The organism is Tunturiibacter lichenicola (assembly GCF_051013355.1).
GTDB lineage: Bacteria > Acidobacteriota > Terriglobia > Terriglobales > Acidobacteriaceae > Edaphobacter > Edaphobacter lichenicola_F.
Window position 1 is genome coordinate 1,828,081 of record NZ_CP132944.1, and the last position, 24,843, is coordinate 1,852,923.

Consider the following 24,843-nt stretch of genomic DNA (forward strand, 5'->3'; position numbering starts at 1 on the left):
GATTCTCATCGGCTCGTAAACTAAAAAATCATCCGCCCCCTGGCTTGCAGAATCTATACCAGGAGTCAACTTCTCTTCTGAGGTGCCTACATGCAACTCAAGCCCTTCTTGCTCGACGCCTGGCTCGACCAGTACGAACACGGCATAGAATTCAATCTCGCTGCGAGCACCGGGCCGACCTGGACCGTAAACGACATCCTCGCTCTCGCCGACGACGAAACGCGCCACCGCTTCCTGAACCACAATCTGGTCTACGGCCGCCCCGCTGGCGCCGACAGCCTGCGTGAGGCGATCGCTGAAATGCAGAGTGTCCCGGTAGAGTCGGTGCAAATCGTCACAGGCGCCTCCGAGGCGCTCGTCGCCTTGATGTGGCTGGCAGCCGAGCCCGGCGCGAACGTCATCATCCCGCAACCTGGATTCACGACTTTCTCGGCGCTACCGGAATCTCTTGGCCTGGAAACCCGCTTTTATCGCCTGCGCCGCGAGAATGGATTCCGCATCGACCCCGACGAGATCAAGCGACTCGTCGACTCGAAGACCAAGCTGATTCTGGTCAACAGCCCGCACAACCCGACGGGCGCGACCATCGGCGACGCTGAAATGGAAGCCCTGCACGACTTCACCGCCGAGCGCGGAATCCAGCTGATCAGTGACGAGGTCTACCATCCCATCTACCACGGAAGGCAAACGAAATCGGCAGCGCGCCTGCCCCACGCCACCGTGATCGCTGATCTCTCAAAGGCATTTTCGATTGCCGGAGTGCGTACGGGATGGATGATCGAGCACGATGCCAAACGCCGCCAGCAATACTGGAACGCGCGCGCCTACTTCTCCATCTGCAACAGCACCACGGGAGAAATTCTTTCGGAGATCGCAATCCGCAAACGTGACGTCGTGCTCGGGAAGACGCAAGAAGCCGCCACCCGCAATCTCAAGCTCCTCGAGCGCTTCATGGCTGACCATCGCGACGTACTCGGCTGGATTCCGCCGCAAGGCGGCATGACCGCCTTCCCGTGGCTGGTCAGCGGAGAGAGCGACCGCCGGTTCTGCCAGGCCGCCACCGAGCATGGGATCCTGCTAGCCCCCGGCGATTGCTTCGATGTGCCCTCGCATTTCCGCCTGGGCTTCGCCGCCGCCGGAGACAATTTCTCCAAGGCGCTCGACCGTTTCGGAGCGTTCGTGAAGAGCTGGTCGGCGAAGATGGTGACAGCGTAATGGGGCTCGCCGAACGAATAATTGCATCGGCGCGCACTTTAGCGACGCTTAAACGAGAAGAAGTGATCTTCGCCAGTATCATTATGAGAGTCGGTCGGAAACCCAACCCTGAATTGAGAAAACTTTGACCAGCAAGAAGGCTTCGCTTGACGGCACCCCGGATCAGGCGCAATCACGCCGGAATCGCGGAAAGACAGTCCGTCGTAGTCTTGTCGAAGCAAGTGAGGCCCAGGACGCGGCACTCCTCGCCCGCGAACTCCGTACCTCGCAAACTCAGCAGGAACTTGCCGTGATTGTCGTGGTCGAGTTCACCGAAGAACTTCGCAAGCGCAAGCAGCTTACCGCAGCCGCTCGGCTTGCCCGCACTGCGGCCGCTGTCGTTGCTGGAGAAGAAGACCTCCCGGACCAAGCAGCCTCTACCCTCGACTTCGATGTCAGACGCGCAGAGTTCGAGGAACTCGCCCGATCAGCCGGTGCGACCATTGCCGCCACCCTCGTCCAACGCCGTCAGAGGCCCGACCCCTCCAGCCTCGTCGGCCAGGGCAAACTCGACGAAATTGTTGACGTCGTCGCCTCCACCAACGCGTCGCTTGTTCTCTTCGACCACGACCTCACCCCCTCACAACTCCGCAACATCGAATCCCGGCTACCCTGCCACGTCATCGACCGTTCGCAGCTCATCCTCGACATCTTCGCCCGCCATGCCAAGACCCGCGAAGGCCAGCTTCAGGTAGAACTCGCGCAGCTCGAATACCAGTTGCCCCGCCTCGCGGGACGCGGTCGCGCCATGTCCCAGCTTGGCGGCGGCATCGGAACCCGCGGCCCGGGCGAGACCCAGCTCGAGACCGATCGCCGCAAAATCAACCTTCGCATTGACCACATCAAGACCCAACTCAACGCCGTGCGCCGCATCCGCCATCAGCAGCGGCAGCGCCGCGAAGCAGTCCCCGTCCCCGTGGTCGCCCTCGTTGGCTACACCAACGCCGGCAAGAGCACCCTCTTCAATGCCCTCACCGACGCCGGTGTGCTCGAATCGGCCCGCATGTTCGCCACTCTCGATCCCAAACTCCGGCAGCTGCAGCTTCCTTCCCGCCGCAAGATCCTGCTCTCCGATACCGTCGGCTTCATCCGCAACCTTCCCCACACACTCGTTACGAGCTTCCGCGCCACCCTCGAAGAGGTTGAGCGAGCCGAAATTCTTCTCCACGTCCAGGACGCCGCCAGTCCTATGCACGAAGAGCAGAAAACTCAGGTCGAAAAAGTCTTGGCCGAGCTCGCACTCTCAACCAAGCCCGTCATCCAGGTCTTGAACAAGGTCGATCTCGTCCCGCCCCACGAACTCGCCCACCTCTCCAGTCATCGCGACGCGATTCCCGTCTCCTCGCTTCAGCACACCGGCCTTGAGCAACTCCTGACTGCCATCGATGCCGCGCTCGTGATCGACCCGGTCGTCGAATCCAGCTTTCGGCTCCCGCAATCCGAAGGCTCCATACTCGCCTCGCTCGAAGGCGGAGCTATCATCGACGAGAAACGCTTCGAAGGAAACCTCGTCTTTCTCCGAGCCCGCGGACCAGCATCCCTTCTTGACCGGTACCGCCGTTTCCGCGATAAACATGATCTTTCCAACCAGCGCTTACGGACCAGGCAAACATAAGTTTCGTCATCGAACGCAGAAACAGAGGTTTCCCCAGCCTGGCGATGGAGCTTTCAGACTGGTAGGGACTGCTACTCGCGTTCTGGGCGGATGCTCGGCAAACCGAACCTTACCCTCCTTGGCGGCAATGTCCGGTTTTCTCGTCAACCGGGAGGAACTAGTAGTTGGAGGGCCGAACTGGATTTTTGAGGCTTCATTTTGGGAAGGAGCATCGAAGCCTTGACTTCAGGGGTGCCCTCGCTGATTCGACGACAGGCATCTGGTGCTAATTTGAAGCTAGGTCGATTCGTGAGCGCGATGTGACCATCCGGCCCTGTCCTGCACTTGCTACCCTTATGATGTCTTGAAGGTGTACATGCTTACCACTCGTCGAGACGTGATTGCCGGGTTGGGTTCGATTCTTCTTGACTGCGGTTTGGGCTGTCACCGTCCCAGGCCGGAACCGGTAACCATTCTGTTCATGGATCCTGAGTCGGTGGACGAACAGCTGCAACGAAAGCATCTATCCGAAACAGCCCTGCGGCAGTTCGAGAGTGAAACGGGGATCAGGGTGAAACACCTTCCCGCACCCGAAACCTCTCAGGGACAATTAAGGCTCATACGGGAACTCCTTGGTGAAAAGGACACACCAGATGTGTTCGGCATAGACGTCGTTTGGTCTGGATTTCTGGATGACGCACTCCTTGATTTGAAGCCCTTTTTCAGTTCGGAAATCTCTGCCGCCGAGCCTGATCTCGTTTCACCCTATACGGTAAAGGGTAGAGTCCTTGCTATTCCCTATCACCCTCACGTCAATGTGCTTTATTACCGAACTGACCTGCTGACAAAGTATGGCTATCTCATCCCACCTCAAACCTGGTCCGAACTAGAGAAGATGGCTTTCCGCATTCAGGAAGGAGAGCGCGCTGCTGGCAACAAGGATTTTTGGGGATTTGTCTGGCCGGGGGCAGCAGATGAAAGTCTGACTTGTTTGGCCTTGGAATGGCAAGCCTCGGAGGGCGGGGGAAGGATTCTCGAAACGAATCGAACAGTCAGCGTCAACAACGAGAATACAGTACGCGCATGGCAACGTGCCGCGCACTGGATCGGCTGGATCTCCCCTCCGAGCGTTACTTCCTACGAAGAATTGGACACCGTCAACTATTTCGAAGAATCGGGCAAAGCGGCATTCCGGCTCGGCTGGACTTCTGACTACTTCATCACTAACCCTTCTGTATCGATGCTTTACGGAAAAATGGGTTTGACCAGCGTTCCCGCAGGGAAGATTGGCGTAGGAACCTTAGGCGGGTTTGGGCTTGGAATTTCAGGAAGGTCGAAGCACCAACGAGAGGCTATCGCATTAGTGAAATTCCTCTTGCGCAATGAGTATGAGCTGGAGGCTGCTAGTGCGCGCGCTCAGTTACCTGCGGGAATTGCATTCTATCGCCTGCCAACACTGCTCAAAGCATACTCGCGATCGATACCGTCAAATCACCCTTTAGGTGACGGCATCGTGAGTCGTCCTTCTATGGTGGCAGGCAGGAAGTATGAGGACGTCTCGCACGCGTATGCGGAGGCAGTGCATTCTGTACTGACAGGAAAGAAAAGCGCTCCCGCATCTGCTGCTCAGTTGGAGACGGAACTCGAACGCATCACACGTTTCCCCAAAGGGCCGCCTGAAGCATTGGGCACGAGCATATCTCGCGTGGATGGCGCCAAATAATGGTGCGGTGTCTCTCTTATCGTTGAGATGTGTGTTGTAGGGACGGACATTCCAGCTAGCGACAGCGTAGCCAGAAGGTGGCGCATCACCGTCGGAAAAAGCAGCGCGAATGGCGTGAATTAGGACAAAGGCTCGGCCAGATGCCGGGCCTTCGCCTGGGTACAAGGAATATGTAATTTATTCAGCTCTCCGCAATTGCTAGTATCACGACTCGGAGCTGTCCGAACACAGGGCATATGCGAGCCGCGAAGACTGATTGCGACGTAAAAAGACCTCGACATCGCCCACGGATCGAGTCGCAATTGACTACTGCTGAGCCTTTTTAGACAGGTGTACATGCTTCCAACACGCCGAGACGTGATCGCAGGGCTATGTTCAACGCTTTTTGAGTGGTTGCCAGGCTGCAATCGCGCTACCCCGAAGCCCGTCACGATTACCTACATGGATCCGGAGTGGTCGCACGACCGGTCGCAACGACGTTTCAACTCTGAAGGACTTCTACGGCAATTCGAGAAAGAAACAGGGATTAAGGTGAAACACCTGCCCGCTCCCGAAACCTCGGAAGGACAGCTGAAGCTCACCCAGGAGCTGCTTGCGGAAAAGGATACGCCAGATGTACTTGGTATCGACGTCATCTGGTCTGGACTTCTGGATGACGCACTCCTTGATTTGAGGCCCTTCTTCAGTTCAGAACTTTCCGCTTCCGATTCTGACTTGGTCAAAAGCTATACGGTGAATAACAGACTTGTTGCTATTCCGTATCGCCCTTATGTTGGTGTGCTTTTGTACCGCACGGACCTGTTAACCAAATATGGGTACCACACCCCACCTCAAACCTGGCCCGAACTGGAGAGGATGGCTTTCCGGATTCAGCAAGGAGAGCGAGCCGCTGGTGAGAAGGATTTTTGGGGGTTTGTATGGCCAGGAGCAGCAGACGAATGCCTCACTTGTTTGGCTTTGGAATGGCAAGTGTCGGAAGGTGGCGGAAGGATTATCGAAGCGAACCGAACGATTAGTGTCAACAATGAGAATGCTATCCGTGCATGGCAACGCGCCGCGCGCTGGATCGGTTGGATATCGCCTCCGGGTATTACTGCGTACGAGGAATGGGATTCCATCAATCATTTCCAAAACTCAGGCAAGGCAGCCTTCGGGCGTGGCTGGACGTCTGACTACTTTCTCACCAACCCTGCGAAGTCAATGATTGATGGGGAGGTGGGTGTGACAAGCGTCCCGTCGGGAGGTCTGGCCGTCGGAACCCTCGGCGGGTTTGGCATAGGAATATCGAAAGGGTCGAAGCACCAACGAGAAGCTATCGCGCTGGTGAGATTCCTGTTGCACCAGGAGTCAGCGCTGGAGGCTGCCAGCACAGGTGCCAAGTTGCCCACTGGGGCTGAAGTCTACCGTCTGCCTACCGTTTTGAAGGCATACTCGCGATCGATATCGGCTAGCCAACCTGTAGGAGAAAGGATTGTGAGTCGTCCTTCTACGGTGGTGGGTAGGAACTATGATGACGTTTCGCATGCTTATGCCCAGGCAGTGCATTCCGTACTGACGCGGAAGAAGAGCGCTCGCGTTGCCGCTGCTGAGCTGGAGGCGGAACTCGAGCGCATCACCGGTTTCGTCAAAGGCCCTGCTGAGCCAACCGAGACCAGGATATCCAACCTGAAATAGCGCAGATCATCGCTGTGGTGCCGTCCTTTTTGTAATTGAGAGATGTTGTAGGGGCAGACGTTATCATTAAGATAAGCAATGGACGAAGCGATAGCAGGGCAATCCACATTACCGTCGGGTAAGCCAGCACGGATGATCTCACTCGTTTCGCGCGTTGGCATCAACACCCGGCTGACGCTCGGCTTTGTCCTGATCATCGTGTTGATGTCGGTGGCCATAGGCATCCTGCTCTGGCAGTCGCGGGTGATGCGCACTCAAGGGAACCGTCTCAAGGAAATGGACCAGCAGTTCATGGAGGTACAGCGCGCCCACGCGTTTCTTCTCTCGTTCCACAACGAATCGCAACAATTAGTCAAAGCTCGGGATCTTGCACGCTTGCTGCAGGAAGCGCCTGTCTTGCGTAACCAGCTGAGTGATAGCCGGAGACAGACCGAAACAGTGTTCCGAGGAATCGACCCAAATAACATCCTCGATCCCACCGTCTTACCCACACTCGAGACGATTCAAGGTTTACTGCCTTCGCAAGTTGATTCGCTTGCTGCCCTCGCATCCGTAGGAGATTGGGAGGCCCTGCGCCAGCGGATCGAACAACCGCTCGAACCCTTTGAGAGCCTGAGTGCTGAACTAGTGGCCACCGCAAGCCGTGATCTACAAAACAAACGTTTAGAAGCGGCTGGCGAAATTGAGAGTGCGCAGGTTCGAACTCTATTCATCTTGCCCGCCATAGGGGGCCTGACAATCATTGTTACGGCTCTCCTGGGATTCAGTATCACGCAGAGCATCACTCGCCCTCTGAGATCCCTGGTCGACGGAACCTCCGGTCTCGCAAAGGGCGAATTTGGTCAGCAGATCTCTGTGCAAGGCCGAGACGAACTCGCTCATCTCTCGCGAGTGTTCAACCAGACATCCATCAACCTTCAGCAGCTCTATGAGAACCTCCGGAGGAGTGAACAAGAGATTCGTGACGTCATCAACGCGGTTCCGGCGCTCATCTGGAGAACATCGCCTGATGGCGAGGTTGATTTCATCAACGACCGTTTACAGCAGTTCGTAGGTATACCTCCTGAAGATATAGGGGGTTGGAACAGATCCGTGATTCACCCCGACGATAGTGCCCGGTTGCTCGCCGAGTGGCGAGCAGCGGTGAAGGACGGACGACAGAGCGAGGACGAGGTCCGTGTGCGGCGGGCGGACGGGAAATATTGCTGGTTTCTGATCCGTAATGTCCCGCTGCGGAACGAGGCAGGAAATATTGTCAAATGGTATGGATCTGGTATCGAAATCGAGGACCGCAAACGCGCGGAGGAAGAGCGCCAGCGGCTGAATCAGCTCGAGGCGGACCTTGCGCAACTGAACCGTATCAGCATGATGGGTGAGCTTGCTGGATCCCTGGCCCACGAGATCAGGCAGCCGATCGCGGCCGCAGCGGCGAATGCCACGGCTTGTGTACGGTGGCTGCACCGCGAGACTCCTGACATCGACAAAGCGACCTGGTCGGCGGCGAGAGTCGCAAGGGACGTCACAACCGCCTCCGACATCATTGAGCGGGTTCGCTCGCTCTACCGGGGAGATTCGGCGAAGCGGGAACCTGTCGACGTAAACAAAATCATTCAGGAAATGATTGCCCTGTTACGGGATGCGGCGAACCGTAACTCGATCTCGATCCTCACAAAACTCGACTCGGGACTGCCGATGATCGCCGCGGACCGCGTACAGCTTCAACAGGTACTGATGAACCTCATGCTCAACGGCATCGAGGCAATGAAAGACACCGAGGGGGAGCTGACCGTAATCTCGCGAAGAACTGAAGATGGTGAAATCCTCATAGCGGTAAGTGATTCAGGCAGCGGTCTTCCGGTCGAAGGGCGTGAGAATCTATTCGCTGCCTTCTTCACCACGAAGCCGCAGGGAACCGGTATGGGACTCTCCATCAGTCGCAGGATTATTGAATCGCACGGTGGCCGCTTGTGGGCGAGTGCCAACACGGTCCGTGGAGCAACATTTCAGTTCACGTTGCCCTGCGAAGTAAACGCATCTTCACCTCCCGCCGGCTGAGGCACGCTCGGCAACAAGGAACGGGCGAAGTCGTGATGGGAGCTGCCTCGGCCTGATGCCACGACGTAGCCATGTGATCGCACTCGCGCCACAAGCCACCTAATTCCACGGCCTGCCCAGCCACAACAGCGAGTTCTCAAAGAGCGTGCGTATCTCCGGAGTGCTCATCACCTTGTCGCCGTGGCCCATGTTCAGATACAACATCCTGTATTTCGTGTTCGTCCATACCAGCGGGCAATCTCCCGAGAGCAGACGATCTTTGAAACCCAGCGGATAGTTCGAAGGATCCAGCGTCACCAACACCTTCACCGCGGGATTCGCCCGCGCGGAGGGCTTCCACACATACCACTCGTTCGCAGGCGCCACAAAGTTGCGTGGTAATCCCTTCACTACCGGATGTGACGGGTCATCAACGTGCAGCGTTGCAGGAAGGGGAGGCCAGTTGTTCGCGAAGAACACCGCCCCGCCCAGGAATTCCACAAACCAGCGCCACGTCGTGCTGCTGTCGTTATAGCCCGCAACGTGGGTTCCCATCCATCCACCCCCATTGCCCATATAGCTCTCGAACGCCGCGCGTTCCTCCGAAGTATCAGGTTGTCCGTTCAGCCACACCACCACTTGCGTCTTCGCCAGAGTCTCCGGGTTCATCTCCTTCCAGTCGGTGGTTGCGCGAAACTCGAAGTGGTCCCGCATCGCAGCCTCGGTAAAGAACTCAATCGCCTGGCGTGCAAAGTCCGAGTGATCCACCTCGCCCTCCGTAGTCCAGAACGCGAGTACGCGAAACGGTGCATTTTGCGCGTGTGCGCTCGACATCACCACAAATGCGATGACAAAAATCGCAGCCGCTCTCAGAAAAAAACGCATTCCCTTATTCCGCCGCCCAGTGAATTGCATTCAGAAACAGCTCTTGGAAGTTCCCGTTGCCCAACAGCTCTCCATGATGGCCGAACTGGAAGTAGACGTTCCGGGCCTTGTAGTGTTCATTACTCCACACGACCGGGTGATCCCCCATCTTTACCTCAGTCGCCGGCTGATAACTTCCTTCGTCCACGTTTGCCAGCACATGCACACTCGGTCGCGGAGACCGGTCGTACGTGTACCACTCGTCGTTCTCGATCACAAAGCTCTTCGGAAGTCCCTTCATCACCGGATGCCGCGGAGCCTCCACATGAACCGTGCCCGTCGCAAACTCCGGAATATAGCTCTTGAACTGGATCCGGCCCATGAAGTCGTAAAAGAACGGCGACATCTCGAACCCGTCAAACTTCCCCAGCAGGGTTGCATGATGAAACCCAACATAGCCCATCGTTCCCTGCTCCATCGCCTTCTTGAACGCTGCCTCTGCCACCGGCGTCCACCGGTACGGCGGATAATTCAACTGCACGAACAGCTTATGCTGCGCCAGATAATCATCCGTGATCGGATCTGTCGTGCGAATATAGTCCACCGCGAACCCTTCCTTCGCTCCCGTCTTCTCCAGGAACGCGAGCGCGGCATCCACAAAGCCTTGGTGCACGCCATTGCCGGCCTCCGCCAGCGCAATCACGCGGTACCGAACCGGTGCCGCGGACTGTGAGCGCGAGGGAACCGTCGAGAAGAACGCCAGCATCAGAAGCGCAGCGAAATGGAAGTTGCGGAGACGCGGCATAGGGTCGGGCGGTTCTGTCTCAATCGATCCGGTTCTAAGTGTAGAAATCCATACTAACCGCGAATCCTGCGGCGCGCTGCCTCGCCCGGCTGCTATCGTGTTGTTGCCATGACATCTTGGCTTCGCCTCTCCTTCTGGGCCTTCACCGCATCCCTCCTGGGAGGCTGCGCGTGTGGAAGTGCCTGCGCTCAGGCGCTCACGTCCGTTCCACCCCTCGGAACTCTCATCTCCGATCGTGGCATCGTGCTCAACGCCGCCGCGCATAAGATCTACGCTGTCGATCAGGCCCACGGAGCCGTGGTCGTCATCAACAGCCGGACCGGTGTAGCCAGAAGCATCGCCACCGGCACGCATCCCGGCGCCATCGCCGTTAACAACGCGACCAATCGTGTCTACGTGGTGAACTCCGGCGCCGGCAATGTAAGTGTTATCGATGGCTCCGTTGATCAAGTCGTCGGCACGATCAAAACGGATCGCCGGCCATACTACATCGCTGTCAACGAAGCCACCAATAAGGCATACGTCTCCAACACCTTCAGCAAGGTGATGACCGTGCTCGACCTGTCCACAGATACTCCCAGCGACTGGCCCATCGGATCCGGAGACGCCGTCGCCGTCGATTCGAAAAACGATCGAGTTTATCTGCTAGGGTACGAAGATCCCAATCTCCGCATCATGAACGGAGCGACCGGCGAGGTCACCCGTGAGCCTGTCGGAAGCATCCATGCCTGGGCTCCGGCCATCGATCAAGGAATCCGCAAGCTATATGTAACCAGAGTTGGTTCTGCCGACGTGCTCGTCGTCGATCTCGAATCGCGCGCACACACGGTCATCAAGGTCGGCAACTATCCCTGTGCGATCGCGGTGAATCCGAAGACCCATATGGCCTACGTGACCAACTACGCCGACAACACCGTTAGCGTCATCGACGGAGTCAGCGGCACAGTCAGAGGCACGATTCCGGTCGGCAGCCATCCGCAATCCGTCGCGGTCGATCCCAACAGGAATCGGGTCTACGTGGGCAACATGCAGGGCAACAACATAAGTGTTATCGACGCCTCACGCATGAAGGTCATTCAGACATTGCCCGCAGGCAGTCACCCTTACGCCGTCGTAACCGACCCCGAGACCGGCGCAGTCTACGCAGGCAACATGCTCGATCCAGAGAACTCGGAAGCCCCTGTCTACACCGCCGTCATCGCCGCGAAAGCGACAAAATAGCCACCCCCCCGCACGATCAACATTAAAGTTTTTCCCGTCATTGGCCGGTACGACGTTGTCCAGCAATGAGGCAAGCTATTGGCTCGGCTAGCCGTCTGAGACGCGAACCGATTCCCACTGCCCATCAGTGAGGAGTAGTCCTTTGCTTGGCTTTCCGATCGGCTCGGCGACACACCTTTTACGCTCTGTTCATCTACACCCTCGACTGCATGATCGATCTCACCATGCAGAGCTCTCATTTGAACCAAAATCTCGGTCAAAAAATCAAACTGGATCGCGAAGGTCCACCAACACGTTGTCCCGGCACAATCCCTCCGGCGAACCCTAGGCTCCTCTACCCAACCAGATCGTGTCATCCAGATATTCTTCTTGTCCTGCTAGCATTCTTGTAATCCTGTCTGCATCTAAGGAATCGATGACACAAAACATGACTCCCCCCAAAATTCGCAAAGCCGTCTTCCCCGCCGCTGGGATGGGCACTCGCTTCCTGCCTGCCACCAAAGCCACCCCCAAAGAGATGCTCTGTCTCGTCGACAAGCCACTCATCCAATACGGCATCGAAGAGGCCGTCGCTGCAGGCTGCACCGAGATCATCATCGTCACCGGCCGCGGCAAGTCCACCATGGAAGATCACTTCGACCGCAGCCCAGACCTCGAGGCCTCTCTCGCCGCCAAAAATAAAACCGCTCTCCTCGAAGTCGCCCGATCCGTCTCCAAACTCGCCAAGATCACCTACACCCGCCAGCCCGAACCCCTCGGCCTCGGTCACGCCGTCCTCATGGCCAAAGAGCTCGTCGGCAACGAACCCTTCGCCGTCCTGCTCCCCGACGACATCGTCGACGCCACGGTCCCCTGCATGAAGCAGATGGTCGAAGCCTTCAACGAAACCCAATCCAGCATCCTCGGCTCCGAGGTCGTCGAAGGCCCCGCCATCCAGAACTACGGCTGCCTCGACTGCACCCCCGACCCCAAAAACCCGCGCCTGCTCGCCGTCAAAAGCATGGTCGAAAAGCCCAAACCAGAAGAAGCGCCCTCACAGAACGCCATCATCGGCCGCTACATCCTCACCCCGCGCATCTTCGACATGCTCGAGCACATCACCCCCGGCGCAGGCGGCGAACTCCAACTCACCGACGGCATCCTGGCCCTCCTCCAGCACGAAAAAGTCTACGGCTTCAGCTACCAGGGCAAGCGACACGACGCCGGCGACAAGCAGGGCTTCCTACGCGCCACCGTCGAGTTCGCCCTCAAGCATCCGCAGCTAGGTCCCGACTTCCGCAGCTGGCTCAAATCCTTCCCGCTGTAATCATCGGACCCTAAAACGCCATCATCTCCACCCTAAGCGGCTCACACCACAGTGAGCCGCCGCCTTTTGCTTGTCATTCCACAGCGGAGGAATCTGCCTTTGCCCTCTTGCTTGTCATTTCGCGGCGGAGGAATCTGCCTTTGCCCTTTTGCTTGTCATTCCGCGGCGGAGGAATCTGCCTTTGCCCTCTTGCTTGTCATTTCGCAGCGGAGGAATCTGCCTTTTGCCCTTTTGCTTGTCATTCCGCAGCGCAGCGAAGGAATCTGCTTTTGCCGTCATCCACCCTTCACAAACTCCTCCTATAGTTTCTGCATCTCAAAACAAAGACAAAAGCTGCAGCATTGGAGAAGACAGAAGACATGCCCACCGCAAAAGCACCCGCATCACCCACCGCCCTCACCCGCGAAAAGCTCATCGACCTCCTCAACGAAGATCTCTCCCGCGAATACCAGGCCATCATCTCCTACGTCAACTACTCGCAGGTCCTCAAAGGCGCGCAGTATATGAACATCGCCGACGAGCTCGCCGTCCACGCCACCGAGGAGCTCGCCCACGCCATCGCCCTCTCAAACCACATCGACTACCTCGGCGGTATGCCCACCGTGATCCCCAAACCCGTCAGAACCTCAGACAAGAACGAAGATATGCTCCGCTTCGACCTCGAAAACGAGAAGATCACCATCGCCAACTACCGCCGCCGCGTCAAGCAGTGCGACGAGCTCAACGAGTTCGCCATCGGCGAGTCCATCCGCGAGATCCTCATGCAGGAGCAGGATCACCTCATCGCGCTGGCCACCGCCCTCGGCATCGACCCGCCCAACCCTGGTATCGCCGACTAACCAGCCCACAAATCGAGGTCCACAATCAACAGGGTGGGTTATTCGCGCAAGCGAACCGCCCTCCTCAATCCAGGCAGCCATCAACAGCAAAAAGCGATGACGCCGGATTCATCAACTCGGCTCCAATCGCTTGGCTACCCACAAACTACTTCTCTAACTTCAAATTGATATAAAACTGATTCTTGCTATCAAAAGAGCTGATCGTCTTCACTGCGCTCTTCTTACCATTGCTCTCGGCCCAGATCTCATAGTCGGTATTCTGCGCCAGCTGACCAAACCGATAGCCACCCTCATCATCGGAGAAAAAACTCTTCACCGACAGGCTGTGATTGTCCTTCAGGTACACAACCGCGCCTTTCACAGCGCCTCCACCTGCATCGACCACCTTACCCTGCACGACGCGTTGCGTTGGCCCGCGCTGTTCTGCACGTGCGGAGATCCCACACAAGGCTGCGGAGCCAATCAGAACTAAACAAGAGGCAAGGATCACCTTACCGGGAAGAGATCGGAGCAAGAGATCAGTGCGCTTCATAGGATTCAGTATACGGCTATCTCCATCCAGAGCCGCCTTTACTCGTCTTCCTCATCGCCAACGTGCGTCGTGTCTTCATCGTCATAACCTGCATCGTCAACCGCCGCCAGCTCCAGCGGATCGACTGAGACAATCTCCAGGTCCATGCCGCACTCGTCGCACTGCACCGTCTCACCCTCTTCTACTTCATCAACATCGACAACAATCGGGTTATCGCATTCCGGACAAACAACAGCCATAATCGCCTCCAGGGTCTTTGGGCCCACTCGCCCGTCTATAGGATTACAGGAACATCCCCGAGGACGCTCTTGCTATTTATTTAGCGGCCATCCCGCTCATCCGTCAAGCATACGATTTATGTAGTGCTTCGGTTTCCACATAAGGAGATATTTCGTGACCGCCGCACCAATCCGCACGCTTCGCTCATCACTTCCCGTCCGCATCTTCGCCGCATCCGTCCTCACCGCAGGCCTCCTTCATGCGCAGCAGCCTCTCCCCACCGGCGGACCCATCACCCCCGCTCCGGCAGATCCCGCCATCGCCGCCGCCCTCCAGCAGGTCTCCCCCACCACCATCCAGGCCACCATCGCCAAACTCGTCTCCTTCAACAACCGCAGCACCCTCTCCAGCATGGACACCGACCTGCCCCCCGGCACCGGCGTCTCCGCCGCAGCCGACTGGATCGAGTCCGAGTTCAAACGCATCTCCTCTGCCTGCAACAACTGCCTCGAAGTAAAACGTGACGACTTCATCGAGCCCGCCGGCACCGCTCCCAACTCCCGCATCGCCAAACCGACGAAGATCACCAACGTCTATGCCATCCTTCGCGGCACAGACCCCGCCCAGGCCGCCCGCATGGTCCTCGTCACCGGCCACTACGACTCCCGCAACACGCTGAACTCAAACACCCACGACGCAGCCCCCGGCGCCAACGACGACGCCAGCGGGGTCGCCGTCTCCCTCGAATCCGCCCGCGTCCTCAGCAAACTCAAACTCCCCAGCACCATCGTCTTCGTCGCAGTCGCCGGAGAAGAACAGGGCCTCAACGGCAGCACCCACCTCGCAAAACTCGCTAAATCAGAGAACTGGCAGCTCGAAGCCGTCCTCAACAACGACATCGTCGGCGGCGACACCACACCCGGCAACACCACCGCACCAAATATTCAGGACAAGACCGCCGTCCGGGTCTTCTCTGAAGGCGTTCCCGCCAACGCCACTCCCGACCAGATCCGTGCCATCCAGGGTCTCGGCGCCGAAGGCGACTCCCCCTCTCGCGAGCTCGCACGCGCCATCGTCGACGTCGACTCCACCTACTTCCGCACCTCCTCGCAGCGCCTCGGCGGTGTCATTGCACCCGGTCGCCCCCACAACATGGCCATGCGCATGATCCCCGCCTTCCACCCCATCCTCATCTTCCGTCGCGATCGCTTCCTCCGCGGCGGCGACCACACCTCCTTCAACCAGGAGGGCTTCGCCGCAGTCCGCTTCACCGAGTGGGCCGAGAACTTCGACCACCAGCACCAGAACGTCCGCGTCGAAAACGGCATCCAGTACGGTGACCTCCTTCAATACGTCGACTTCAACTACGTCGCCAACGTCACCCGCCTCAACGCCGCAACCCTCGCCACCCTCGCCTCCGCACCCGGCGAGCCGCAAAGCGTCCGCATCCTCACAACCGCCCTCGACAACAACTCCGAGCTAACCTGGGAGGCCCCAACCGGCGCTCCCGCCAACACCACCTACGAGGTCGTCTGGCGCGCAGCCGACCAGCCCGTCTGGACCGACTTCGCCTCTGCCGGCTCCGCCCACAGCCTCAAACTCGCCGTCTCCAAGGACAACGTAGTCTTCGGCGTCCGCTCCGTAGACCCCGCAGGCCACCGCAGCATCGCCGTCCTGCCTACACCCGAACGAGCCCAACGCCCCTCACAGCCAAAACTATCAACACCCCAGTAAAGTGTCGTCAAACAATTCCGGGTGGTCAAACAGTCCCGGGTCGTCAAACAGCGCGGGTGGTCAAACAATTCCGAGTCGTCAAACAATTCCGGGTGGCCCATCCTTTGCAGCCTCACCGCAAAGGGTGGGTTATTCGCGCTACGCGCGAACCGTCCTCCATTCCGTCACCAGCCACGTCTAACACTACAAACCACGTCCCCACAGACCCCACGATTACGCTCCCCAGCCACCCGATTTTCCCTTGCTGTCATCTCCACACACCATCGCCTGTGGTCAAATAAGAGAGTAACCAATGCCCCGCTCCGGTCCCATCTCGCTTAGCCTGCCAGCCTTCGCAGGAACCACCCGCAAGCTCATCCTCCTGAACGTCGGAGCCTTCTTCGGCCTGCTCCTCCTGCGCTGGCTCTCCCCGCAGCTCGAAGCAGTCCTCTTCAGCCATCTCCTGCTCGAGCCCTTGGCCGTCGCACACGGCGAAGTCTGGCAACTCCTCACCTACTCCTTCGTCGAACAGGGCATCATCGGCATCCTCTTCGGCATGCTCACCCTCTGGTTTACCGGCTCGCTCCTCGAACCCTCCTTCGGCGGCCGCTGGCTGGGCGAGCTCTACCTCACCTCCGTCATCGGCGGTGCGCTCCTTGCCTCCGCCATCTCCTTCACCCACGTCCTCGGTCTGCGTCCCGACGTAGTCGCCACCGGAGCCTGGGCCGGAATCTTCGGTCTGCTCGTCGCCATCGCCATGATCTTCGGCGACCAGGAGTTTCTCCTCTGGTTTGTCCTTCGCATCAAGGCCAAGTACATGGTCGCGATCTACATCCTCATCGCCGTCGCCATGCTGCTCAAGCAGGCCGACAGCTTCGGCGCCCTCCTTCAGCTCTCCGGCGCCCTCTTCGGCGCCCTCTACGTCAAGTTCGCCCCCCGCCGCGGCCTAGCCTTCGGATTCAGCGAGCGCTACTTCGGCGTCCGCAACAACTACTACCGCTGGAAGCGCCGCCGCGCCGCCCGCAAGTTCGAGGTCTACATGCGCAAGCAGAACCGCGAGGTCCACTTCGACAAAGACGGCCGCTACGTCGACCCCGACGAACTCCGCAAGAACCCCAACGACAAGCGCTGGATGAACTAGCCAAGCGCTGGATGAACTAGAGCAATGCCGCCGCAGTTGGTGTAGAGCCGCCGTCGCTTGTTGGTGTAGAGCCGCTTCGCTTTTTGTTGTCATTCCCGAAGGGAATCTGCGTTCGCAGTCTCCACACCACAAGCAAAATCGCCGTAAGCCGCCGCTATCTCCCAAGAAAATCCAGCCTACTTCAAGAAAATCCAGCCTACTTCGTCACCGCAGCGGCATTCGCCGCCACGATATCTGAAGTTTCCCTGCTCTGGCTCTGTCCAATCCTGATCGCGATTCGTTCCACATCGTGCTCCTGAAGGTTCTTCGCCTCGAACGCACCATTACCCTGAATGACCCGAGCGATGCATCCCGTCCATCCCGTCTGATGACTGGCCCCAACACCCGCCCCGGTATCGCCATGGAAGTACTCGTAGAAGAGAACGTTGTCCCGCCAATGCGGATCCGTCTGAAACTTCTCCGCACTCCCAAACGCCGGCCGCCTTCCCGAACTGTCCTTGGTAAACGTCCCGATCAGCCGCTCTCCCAGCATCATTCCAACTTCAAACAGAGTCATCATCTTCCCCGAACCCGTCGGGCACTCTATCTTGAAGTTGTCCCCGTAGTACGCCCCAAGCCGCAACAGCGACGTATACAGCAGGAAGTTCACCGGCATCCACACCGGCCCTCGCCAGTTCGAGTTCCCTCCAAACATCCCGCTATCCGAGTCCCCCGGCACATACCCAACCCGCGACTCCTGCCCATTCAAACTGAACACAAACGGATGATCCACGTGGTAACGTGACAGCGCACGAATCCCATGCGGTCCCAAAAACTCATTCTCATCCAGCATCTTCGTCAGAATGCGCCTTAGCTTGTCCTCGTTCACCGTCGCCAACATCCGCCTTCCCGCCAGCCCCGGCTCCGATGGCATGTGCAGATTTGCCGCCAGCTCAGGATGCCGCATCAAAAACTCCTTCGCCTGCGCTCGAAAATTCGGCAGCTTCTCCAGCACATCCCCTTCAAAGATCGCCACCGCAGTCAGCGGCAACAAACCCACCATCGATCGCACCTTCATGCGAAACGCCTGCCCATCCGGCAATCGCAGCACATCGTAGAAGAACCCATCCTCGTCGTCCCACATCGTATCGCCGTGTTTGCCCATCCGATCCATCGCCCCGGCAATCCACATCGTATGCTCGAAGAACTTGCCCACAAACTCCTCGAACGTCGGAAAGTGCAGCGCCAACTCCGTCGCAATCCGCAGCATCTGCTGGCTGTAAAACACCATCCACGCCGTCCCGTCGGCCTGCTCCATATACCCGCCACCCGGCAGCGGCGCACTCCGGTCGAACACTCCGATGTTGTCCAGCCCCAGAAACCCTCCCTCAAACAGATTGTTCCCCGCACGATCCTTCCGATTCAGCCACCACGTAAAGTTCACCAGCAGCTTCGAGAACGCATACGTCAAAAACTCCAGGTCACCTTTGCCGCCATTCCGCTCCTTATCGCTCAAATAAATCTGGATCGTCGCATACGCATGCACCGGCGGATTCGTGTCGCTGAAGTTCCACTCATACGCCGGTATCTGCCCATTCGGATGAAGATAATCATTCCGCAATATCATCTGCAGCTGATCCTTCGCGAAGTCCGGATCGACCGTCTGAAACGCCAGCATATGAAACGCCAGGTCCCACGCCGCGTACCACGGATACTCCCACTTATCCGGCATCGAGATGATGTCGTTGTTGTACATATGAAACCACTCGCCGTTCCTAACCCTCAGACGAGTCGCCGGGTCGCTCCACGGCCCCACCTTGTGCTCCCTCAGCCACACATTCAAGTCGTAATAAAAATATTGCTTACTCCACAACATCCCCGCCATCGCCTGCCGCATCACCAGCGCGCGATCCGGATCCGCCTTCACCTTTGCCGGCGCAATCCAGTCATAGAACTCATCCGCCTCCTTCAGCCGCATCGCAAACAACTCATCGAACTTCGCAAACGGCTTTGTCTCCTTCTCTCCAACCGACCGCGCCAGGCGCAGACGCACCGCCTTCGTCTCCCCCGGCGCAACCGTCAGCACATAATGCGGAGCCGCCTTCGTCCCCGTCAGCGCCGGATTCACCGCCTCCTTCTGCCCATGAATCACGTAGTTGTGGAACGCGTCCTTCACATACGGCGAACCATTCTTCGTCCCAAACAGCCTCTCGTTATTACTCTCATTCTCGGTAAACAGCAGCGGAGCATCACCCTCACAAAACAATCTGTAATCAGCCAGCGACTCATTAAATATCGGGTCCGTGTGGTGCGCCGAGACTACGCTGAAATCCTTGCCCTGCTTCCCCTTCAACTCCGGCTTGCTGCCAGCATCCGACCACATCCACGTGTTGCGAAACCACACCGTCGGCAACAAATGCAGCGTCGCCGCCTCCGGCCCACGATTCGCCACGCTGATCTTGATCCCCAGATCCTCAGCACTCGCCTTCGCGTACTCCACAAACACATCGAAGTACTTGTCTTCGTTGAAAATACCCGTGTCCAGCAGCTCATACTCCGCGCCGCCGCGACCCCGCTCACGATTCGTCTTCACCAGATCGTCATACGGATAAGCGCCCTGCGGATACTTGTACAGATACTTCATGTACGAGTGCGTCGGCGTGCTGTCCAAATAGAAGTAGTACTCCTTCACATCCTCGCCGTGATTCCCCTCGCTGTTCGTCAGCCCGAACAGCCGCTCCTTCAAAATCGGATCCTTCCCATTCCACAGCGTCATCGCGAAACACAGCACCTGATGGTCGTCGCTCACTCCCGCAAGCCCATCCTCGCCCCACCGATACGCACGCGATCTCGACTGGTCATGCGTAAAGTAGTCCCACGCATTGCCATCCTCGCTGTAGTCCTCACGCACCGTTCCCCACTGCCGTTCGCTCAGGTAAGGTCCCCACTTCTTCCATGGAACGGACTTGTCGCGTTCCGCATCGAGTCTCTTCTGCTCCTCAGTCATCATCCCCTCCACCGACATCTGTCTAGCGAACGAACATGGCCCGGACACGCGAGTCTCTCAGCGTGTCAAAACATCCTAACCCCGAACACACTACAAAAGAAGCAACGCGCATTCACCGCCATCCTTTGGCCGAGTCGCGGTTAGCCCACGCTTTTCCACTCAAAAATCCTGTCAAGCCCCTTAACGCATAAAACCCGCGCCAATCAAGGAGAATCGCGTGGCGTATCAGTTAGGTCCAATTCGTTACACTAGATGTAGAGATCAAAAGAACCCCCGCACAGGCCGGGGTTTCTGTTTAACCCAGCAAATGGAGGCTAGAGCAACGCCGCAGTTGATATTGATGTAAGTCGCAGCCGCATCGCTTTTTGTTGTCACTCCCGAAGGGAATCTGCGTTTGCGTCTCGCATCATCAGCAAAAATCGCCATAAGCCCTTTGCTGGCACGAATTTAGCTATAACCCCAATGGTTGCACGAATTTAGCGAAATCGATTTCGCTAAGTCGTTGCAACCATTGCACTTTTAATGGATAACCGGGGGGGCACCCCCAGGGAGACGACCATGCAATACCCGCTCTGCCGTCACATCAAGACCAACGGCCTTCAATGTCATGCGCCAGCCCTCACAGGACAGCAGTGGTGCTACTTCCACTCCCGTCTCCACCAAAGCCACGAGAAGTTTCGCTATACCGGCGCCGCGCGTGGCTACCTCATGCCAGGCCAGCACGTCGAGCTATCTACACTCGAAGACCGCGAGTCCGTTCAGGTCGCACTCTCGACTGTCATCAACGCTCTGGCCACCGGCAATCTAGATATCCGTCGCGCCACCGCTTTGCTCTACGGCCTCCAGCTGGCCTCTCAAAACGCCACCAGCCTCAACACCAAACCCTACGCGCCCAGAGTTGTTCGTGATGTTGAATCCAGCCCGGAGGGCCTTGACCTCGCGCAATCGGGAGCCACCATGGAGATCCACGATCAATACGATGAAATAGCCGCCTTCGATGAAGAAGAAGAAGACGAAGAATAGAAAAGGAGGCAGCCCTGCGCGGGCAGCGGTCACTTCGTGACGCGTATACCCCTTCGGTTGGCCCTCCCGATGGTCGGGAACGAGATCAGTTGCGACCATCGGGAGCAGCAGGGCGAAGCCGGTACACAAGTCACGAAGTGACCGCCCCACGCGAAGTGGGCCCGTCCGGCAGGACCGAGCAGTTAACCCCGCGTAACAGTCTTCAAATGCAGCTCACGCATCTGCTGATCGCTCACCGGTGTAGGCGCATCGACCATCAGGTCGATCGCCTTCGCCGTCTTCGGAAACGCAATCACCTCACGGAGGCTCGTCGCACCCGCAAGAATCATCACAATCCGATCAAGCCCAAGCGCAATGCCGCCATGCGGAGGCGTGCCGTACTCAAGAGCATCCAGGAAGAAGCCAAACCGCTCCTTAGCCTCAGCGTCCGACATGCCCAGCGAGCGGAAGATCTCCGCCTGCACATCCTGCCGATGAATACGAATCGAGCCCGAACCAAGCTCCGTTCCATTCAGCACGATGTCATAAGCAAGCGCCCGCACCGCGCCCTTATCGCTGGTCAACTTGCCCGACTTGATGTCCTCTTCATGCGGCGAAGTGAACGGATGATGCGCGGCATTCCAAACCTTGGTCTCCTCATCCCACTCATACATCGGGAAGTCGGTGACCCAAAGAAACTTGAAGTCGGCCTCAGTACCAGTCTTCGCAAACCGGCCATGCTTGTCGGCAAACTTCGCGGCAAGCTGCAACCGCAACGCACCAACCCGCTTATAAATCCACTGCGGATCGAAGTTCCACTTAGCCGGAGTACCAATCTTAGGAGTAACCACAATGACCAGATCGTCAGCGAGGCCAGCGCTAGCAGCGGCAGAAGTATTGGGTGCCCCATCCTTCGCAGTCTCACCGCGAAGGGTGGGATCCACAGATTTCAACTTGCTTTCAATCGCCGAAGCCAACGGAGCAAACGCTTCATTCGTCTTCAACCGGGCCACATCCAGAAAGTCGAGACCACAATCACCAAACGTAGCCCGAATTTCCTCCACCAGCCCACGCTTCTGCGTCCCACTCAACCCACCAGCCTTAGGAATCACAAACCCAAGCACCGGCAGCTCCTTCTCGATCTTCAACGTCTCACGCAACTCAGCAGTCAACTCATCGGTCAACGAAACCATAGGCGGCAGCCGCATATCCGGCTTGTCGATCCCGTAGTTTTTGATCGCATCGTCATAAGTCATCTGCACAAAAGGAGTAGTCAACGAGATCGAAGCCGTCTTGAACGCAGCCGTCAGAAACCCCTCGACCACGCGAAACACCTTCTCCTGCTGGGGAAAGCTCATCTCAAGATCGATCTGCGTAAACTCCGGCTGCCGGTCGGCACGAAGATCTTCATCACGGAAGCAACGAGCAATCTGGAAGTACTTATCGAACCCCGAGATCATCAAGATCTGCTTGAAGATCTGCGGGGATTGCGGCAGCGCATAGAAGCTACCAGCATGAACCCGGCTCGGAACAAGATAATCACGCGCTCCCTCAGGCGTAGAACGAGTCATGAAAGGCGTTTCAATCTCAAGAAAGCCCTGCTCGACAAGGTAGTTGCGAATCGCCATCGCAACCCTGCTGCGCAGCGCGAAGTTATGCTGCATCTCCGTCCGCCGCAGGTCGAGATAGCGATACTTCAACCGAACCTCTTCGTTCGCAATCGCATCATCAGCCGGAGAAAAAGGAGGAGTCTTCGCCTCATTCAGCAGCAACAATTCGCTGGCAACAACCTCGATCGCGCCAGTAGGCATATTAGGGTTCTCAAGGCCAGCACCACGCCGCCGAACCTTGCCCTTCACGGCAACAACGTACTCCGACCGCGCAGCCTCAGCCTTAGCATGCGCCTCACCGGACACCTCTTTGTCGAGCACGACCTGAGTAAGCCCACTCCGGTCCCGCACATCGAGAAAGATGAGATTGCCGTGATCCCGCCGGCGGTTGACCCAACCCATCAGGACGATCTCCTGACCGTCCTGTTCGATACGAAGTTCGCCGCACATATGAGTGCGCTGCAGAGTGCCTAAAAAGTCGAGTGTCACGATGTTCCTATTGTACGAATTTGATGGCTTAGTTTACGAATCGAGACGAAAGGATGACCAGATATACATAATCACCAGCGCTGCCACTAGGACAACGATAGGTCGCTACACCGTTCAGCACGTGACTTGCAATGGCTGCACACTCCCATCCCAGATATTCATCATTTTCCAGAAAGAGAGTTGCTAAGTTATGCCATTGCTTTTCTGCTCCGAACGTTTTTACCTCTTGCATTGCCCGACGACAGATGTCTGGGAAGTTAGCGTTTCCCCAAGACCATTCCCAACTATCTCCTTGGCTGCTCCCTACAACCTGCATGCTGCAAATTACCTTCGCGGCGCCTTCCTCCGAAAAGGTCAGCGTAGCCTCTTCCATCGAGTAGTCCCATCTAGGCCAATCATCAATCTTGTACTCTTCATTCCATGCGTCATTCTTCGACATCGATTCATGAATACAAGCGTGTCTGAACTCCTCGTATTCTTCAGTAAGGCAAGCATCACAAAGATGACGCCGATGGTCGCTCATGATTTATTTTTCAGACTTTCGACTAAGGAATTTCGAGAAACCTTGGCCTGCTCACCAGTTTCAAAGTGTTTTACGGTGAAGATATCCGAGGAGACCTCTTCTTCGCCGACAATCACCATTCTCCGAGCGAGCTTATCGGCAGCTTCGAAGGACTTCTTCAGCCGAAAACTTCCATCTCCAACCTCAACCGAAAGTCCTGATCGACGAAGCTCCTGAGCAAGCGCAAGCGCAGCAGCATTCTGCCCAACTCCCATCGGAGCGACGAACGCATCGAGCTTCCCCGCAACAGCCGCAGATTCCTGCGCCTGAAGTGTAAGGATCAACCGATCTTCCCCGATCGCAAACCCGATTCCAGGAGCCTTCGGTCCACCAAGCATCTCCGACAATCCGTCATATCTTCCACCACCAAGCAGAGCGTTCTGCGTTCCCAAACCGCTACCATCAGGCACAGTGAACTCGAACGTCGTCCTTGTGTAGTAGTCCAAACCGCGCACCAACCGCGGATTCACCGTGTAAGCAACTCCACAGGCATCAAGCGCAGCAAGCACCTGAACAAAGTGCTCCTTACTCGCCTCATCCAAGAAGTCCGCGATCTTCGGCAGACCGTTGATGATCTCCTGATCGCCAGCATCCTTCGAGTCCAGCACGCGCAACGGATTGGTCTCCGCCCTGCGCTGGTTGTCAGCGCTCATCCGATCCTTCACCGGAGCCAAAGCCTCACGCAGCGCAGCAATGTACTTCGGCCGATCCGTCGACGACCCAACCGAATTCACCTCCAACTTCCATCCCTTTACACCCAACTCGTTCAGGAAGGTGGAAAGCATCTCCAGAACCTCAGCATCACGCAGCGCACTATCCGCTCCAGACCAGGCTGGTCCAAGCACCTCAGCCCCAATCTGCCAGAACTGCCGATATCTCCCACGCTGCGGCCGCTCCCGCCGAAACTGCGGCCCAATGTAGAACAGCTTCTGCAGCATCCCCGTATCTGCAAGCTTATGCTCGATATACGCGCGAACCACACCAGCCGTATTCTCCGGCCGCAAGGTCAGGCTCTGCGCGCTATCGCTATCAGCCCGAACCCGATCTTCCCACGTATACATCTCCTTGGAGACAATATCGGTCTCCTCACCAACACCACGCGCGAACAGCGCCGTGTCCTCAAAGACCGGTGTCCGAATCTCCCCAAACCCATAGCGTGCAAAAACAGCCCGAGCTATAGCCTCTACATAGTTCCAAAGCGCGGTCTCCGGAGGTAAAAGGTCCCGAGTCCCGCGTACTGCCTTCAAAGTAGCCATCTTTACCAGTGTAGCGAAA

At 57.4% G+C, this 24,843-nt stretch carries 19 protein-coding genes; 11 read left to right on the plus strand and 8 right to left on the minus strand.

The genetic code is table 11. From position 1 onward, the window contains the following. Positions 1–90: 90 nt before the first annotated feature. From RBB82_RS07820 to RBB82_RS07840, 5 genes are all read left to right on the plus strand, one after another. Complete coding sequence (locus RBB82_RS07820) at positions 91–1,215, plus strand: aminotransferase class I/II-fold pyridoxal phosphate-dependent enzyme (RefSeq protein ID WP_433974558.1); 1,125 nt, start codon at positions 91–93, stop codon at positions 1,213–1,215. Between the two features lie 124 nt (positions 1,216–1,339). After that, the gene (hflX, locus tag RBB82_RS07825) at positions 1,340–2,869 is read left to right on the plus strand and encodes a GTPase HflX (protein WP_433974559.1); all 1,530 of its coding nucleotides are present in this window, start codon (positions 1,340–1,342) and stop codon (positions 2,867–2,869) included. A 355-nt stretch (positions 2,870–3,224) separates the two neighbouring features. Next, entirely contained in the window at positions 3,225–4,571 is a 1,347-nt protein-coding gene (locus RBB82_RS07830; RefSeq protein ID WP_433974560.1) for an extracellular solute-binding protein, read from the plus strand. A 336-nt stretch (positions 4,572–4,907) separates the two neighbouring features. Continuing rightward, entirely contained in the window at positions 4,908–6,245 is a 1,338-nt protein-coding gene (locus RBB82_RS07835) for an extracellular solute-binding protein (protein WP_433974561.1), read from the plus strand. A gap of 78 nt (positions 6,246–6,323) precedes the next feature. Further along, entirely contained in the window at positions 6,324–8,300 is a 1,977-nt protein-coding gene (locus RBB82_RS07840) for an ATP-binding protein (RefSeq protein WP_433974562.1), read from the plus strand. Positions 8,301–8,399: 99 nt separating this feature from the next. Here RBB82_RS07840 and RBB82_RS07845 read toward each other — a convergent pair whose 3' ends face one another. Both RBB82_RS07845 and RBB82_RS07850 read right to left on the minus strand, forming a co-directional pair. Continuing rightward, positions 8,400–9,164 carry a ThuA domain-containing protein gene (locus RBB82_RS07845; RefSeq protein ID WP_433974563.1) on the minus strand — a complete coding sequence of 255 codons (765 nt, stop codon included), beginning with the start codon at positions 9,162–9,164 and terminating at the stop codon, positions 8,400–8,402. Between the two features lie 4 nt (positions 9,165–9,168). Beyond that, complete coding sequence (locus RBB82_RS07850) at positions 9,169–9,948, minus strand: ThuA domain-containing protein (RefSeq protein WP_433974564.1); 780 nt, start codon at positions 9,946–9,948, stop codon at positions 9,169–9,171. A gap of 108 nt (positions 9,949–10,056) precedes the next feature. On the opposite strand from RBB82_RS07850, the gene RBB82_RS07855 reads away from it, so the two are divergent. The 3 genes from RBB82_RS07855 (at position 10,057) to RBB82_RS07865 (ending at position 13,314) form a co-directional block, all read left to right on the plus strand. Continuing rightward, positions 10,057–11,169 carry a YncE family protein gene (locus tag RBB82_RS07855; RefSeq protein ID WP_433974565.1) on the plus strand — a complete coding sequence of 371 codons (1,113 nt, stop codon included), beginning with the start codon at positions 10,057–10,059 and terminating at the stop codon, positions 11,167–11,169. Between the two features lie 427 nt (positions 11,170–11,596). Further along, on the plus strand, positions 11,597–12,475 hold the full coding sequence (gene galU / locus RBB82_RS07860) for a UTP--glucose-1-phosphate uridylyltransferase GalU (RefSeq protein ID WP_433974566.1): 879 nt from the start codon (positions 11,597–11,599) through the stop codon (positions 12,473–12,475). Between the two features lie 359 nt (positions 12,476–12,834). After that, the gene (locus tag RBB82_RS07865) at positions 12,835–13,314 is read left to right on the plus strand and encodes a ferritin-like domain-containing protein (protein ID WP_433974567.1); all 480 of its coding nucleotides are present in this window, start codon (positions 12,835–12,837) and stop codon (positions 13,312–13,314) included. A gap of 145 nt (positions 13,315–13,459) precedes the next feature. Here RBB82_RS07865 and RBB82_RS07870 read toward each other — a convergent pair whose 3' ends face one another. Beyond that, positions 13,460–13,846, minus strand: coding sequence for a carboxypeptidase-like regulatory domain-containing protein (locus tag RBB82_RS07870; protein WP_433974568.1), 387 nt, complete (start codon positions 13,844–13,846; stop codon positions 13,460–13,462). A 38-nt stretch (positions 13,847–13,884) separates the two neighbouring features. Further along, the gene (locus tag RBB82_RS07875; RefSeq protein ID WP_433974569.1) at positions 13,885–14,085 is read right to left on the minus strand and encodes a hypothetical protein; all 201 of its coding nucleotides are present in this window, start codon (positions 14,083–14,085) and stop codon (positions 13,885–13,887) included. A gap of 154 nt (positions 14,086–14,239) precedes the next feature. Between RBB82_RS07875 and RBB82_RS07880 the strand changes: the two genes are divergently transcribed. Further along, the gene (locus RBB82_RS07880; protein ID WP_433974570.1) at positions 14,240–15,799 is read left to right on the plus strand and encodes a M20/M25/M40 family metallo-hydrolase; all 1,560 of its coding nucleotides are present in this window, start codon (positions 14,240–14,242) and stop codon (positions 15,797–15,799) included. A 292-nt stretch (positions 15,800–16,091) separates the two neighbouring features. Then, a complete protein-coding gene (locus RBB82_RS07885; protein ID WP_433974571.1) occupies positions 16,092–16,919 on the plus strand; it encodes a rhomboid family intramembrane serine protease in 828 nt (275 codons plus the stop codon). A 196-nt stretch (positions 16,920–17,115) separates the two neighbouring features. On the opposite strand, the gene RBB82_RS07890 is transcribed toward RBB82_RS07885, so the two are convergent. Then, a complete protein-coding gene (locus tag RBB82_RS07890) occupies positions 17,116–19,908 on the minus strand; it encodes an MGH1-like glycoside hydrolase domain-containing protein (protein WP_433974572.1) in 2,793 nt (930 codons plus the stop codon). Positions 19,909–20,463: 555 nt separating this feature from the next. On the opposite strand from RBB82_RS07890, the gene RBB82_RS07895 reads away from it, so the two are divergent. Further along, positions 20,464–20,928 carry a hypothetical protein gene (locus tag RBB82_RS07895; protein WP_433974573.1) on the plus strand — a complete coding sequence of 155 codons (465 nt, stop codon included), beginning with the start codon at positions 20,464–20,466 and terminating at the stop codon, positions 20,926–20,928. Between the two features lie 182 nt (positions 20,929–21,110). Here RBB82_RS07895 and aspS read toward each other — a convergent pair whose 3' ends face one another. The 3 genes from aspS to hisS all read right to left on the minus strand — a co-directional run bounded on the left by aspS (position 21,111) and on the right by hisS (position 24,824). Beyond that, positions 21,111–22,967 (minus strand): aspartate--tRNA ligase, encoded by a 1,857-nt coding sequence (aspS, locus tag RBB82_RS07900; RefSeq protein WP_433975350.1) that lies wholly within the window; start codon positions 22,965–22,967, stop codon positions 21,111–21,113. Positions 22,968–23,034: 67 nt separating this feature from the next. Beyond that, the gene (locus RBB82_RS07905) at positions 23,035–23,529 is read right to left on the minus strand and encodes a DUF6882 domain-containing protein (RefSeq protein WP_433974574.1); all 495 of its coding nucleotides are present in this window, start codon (positions 23,527–23,529) and stop codon (positions 23,035–23,037) included. Beyond that, positions 23,526–24,824, minus strand: coding sequence for a histidine--tRNA ligase (hisS, locus tag RBB82_RS07910; protein WP_433974575.1), 1,299 nt, complete (start codon positions 24,822–24,824; stop codon positions 23,526–23,528). The genes RBB82_RS07905 and hisS overlap by 4 nt, the downstream gene beginning before the upstream one ends. Positions 24,825–24,843 lie beyond the last annotated feature (19 nt).

Bases quoted from the DNA above. Each gene is read 5' to 3' on its own strand.
- RBB82_RS07820 (WP_433974558.1), top strand. From the start codon at position 91: ATGCAACTCAAGCCCTTCTTGCTCGACGCCTGGCTCGACCAGTACGAA.
- RBB82_RS07830 (WP_433974560.1), top strand. From the start codon at position 3,225: ATGCTTACCACTCGTCGAGACGTGATTGCCGGGTTGGGTTCGATTCTT.
- RBB82_RS07835 (WP_433974561.1), top strand. From the start codon at position 4,908: ATGCTTCCAACACGCCGAGACGTGATCGCAGGGCTATGTTCAACGCTT.
- RBB82_RS07840 (WP_433974562.1), top strand. From the start codon at position 6,324: ATGGACGAAGCGATAGCAGGGCAATCCACATTACCGTCGGGTAAGCCA.
- RBB82_RS07845 (WP_433974563.1), bottom strand. From the start codon at position 9,164: ATGCGTTTTTTTCTGAGAGCGGCTGCGATTTTTGTCATCGCATTTGTG.
- RBB82_RS07850 (WP_433974564.1), bottom strand. From the start codon at position 9,948: ATGCCGCGTCTCCGCAACTTCCATTTCGCTGCGCTTCTGATGCTGGCG.
- RBB82_RS07855 (WP_433974565.1), top strand. From the start codon at position 10,057: ATGACATCTTGGCTTCGCCTCTCCTTCTGGGCCTTCACCGCATCCCTC.
- galU (WP_433974566.1), top strand. From the start codon at position 11,597: ATGACTCCCCCCAAAATTCGCAAAGCCGTCTTCCCCGCCGCTGGGATG.
- RBB82_RS07865 (WP_433974567.1), top strand. From the start codon at position 12,835: ATGCCCACCGCAAAAGCACCCGCATCACCCACCGCCCTCACCCGCGAA.
- RBB82_RS07870 (WP_433974568.1), bottom strand. From the start codon at position 13,846: ATGAAGCGCACTGATCTCTTGCTCCGATCTCTTCCCGGTAAGGTGATC.
- RBB82_RS07875 (WP_433974569.1), bottom strand. From the start codon at position 14,085: ATGGCTGTTGTTTGTCCGGAATGCGATAACCCGATTGTTGTCGATGTT.
- RBB82_RS07885 (WP_433974571.1), top strand. From the start codon at position 16,092: ATGCCCCGCTCCGGTCCCATCTCGCTTAGCCTGCCAGCCTTCGCAGGA.
- RBB82_RS07890 (WP_433974572.1), bottom strand. From the start codon at position 19,908: ATGATGACTGAGGAGCAGAAGAGACTCGATGCGGAACGCGACAAGTCC.
- RBB82_RS07895 (WP_433974573.1), top strand. From the start codon at position 20,464: ATGCAATACCCGCTCTGCCGTCACATCAAGACCAACGGCCTTCAATGT.
- aspS (WP_433975350.1), bottom strand. From the start codon at position 22,967: ATGTGCGGCGAACTTCGTATCGAACAGGACGGTCAGGAGATCGTCCTG.
- RBB82_RS07905 (WP_433974574.1), bottom strand. From the start codon at position 23,529: ATGAGCGACCATCGGCGTCATCTTTGTGATGCTTGCCTTACTGAAGAA.
- hisS (WP_433974575.1), bottom strand. From the start codon at position 24,824: ATGGCTACTTTGAAGGCAGTACGCGGGACTCGGGACCTTTTACCTCCG.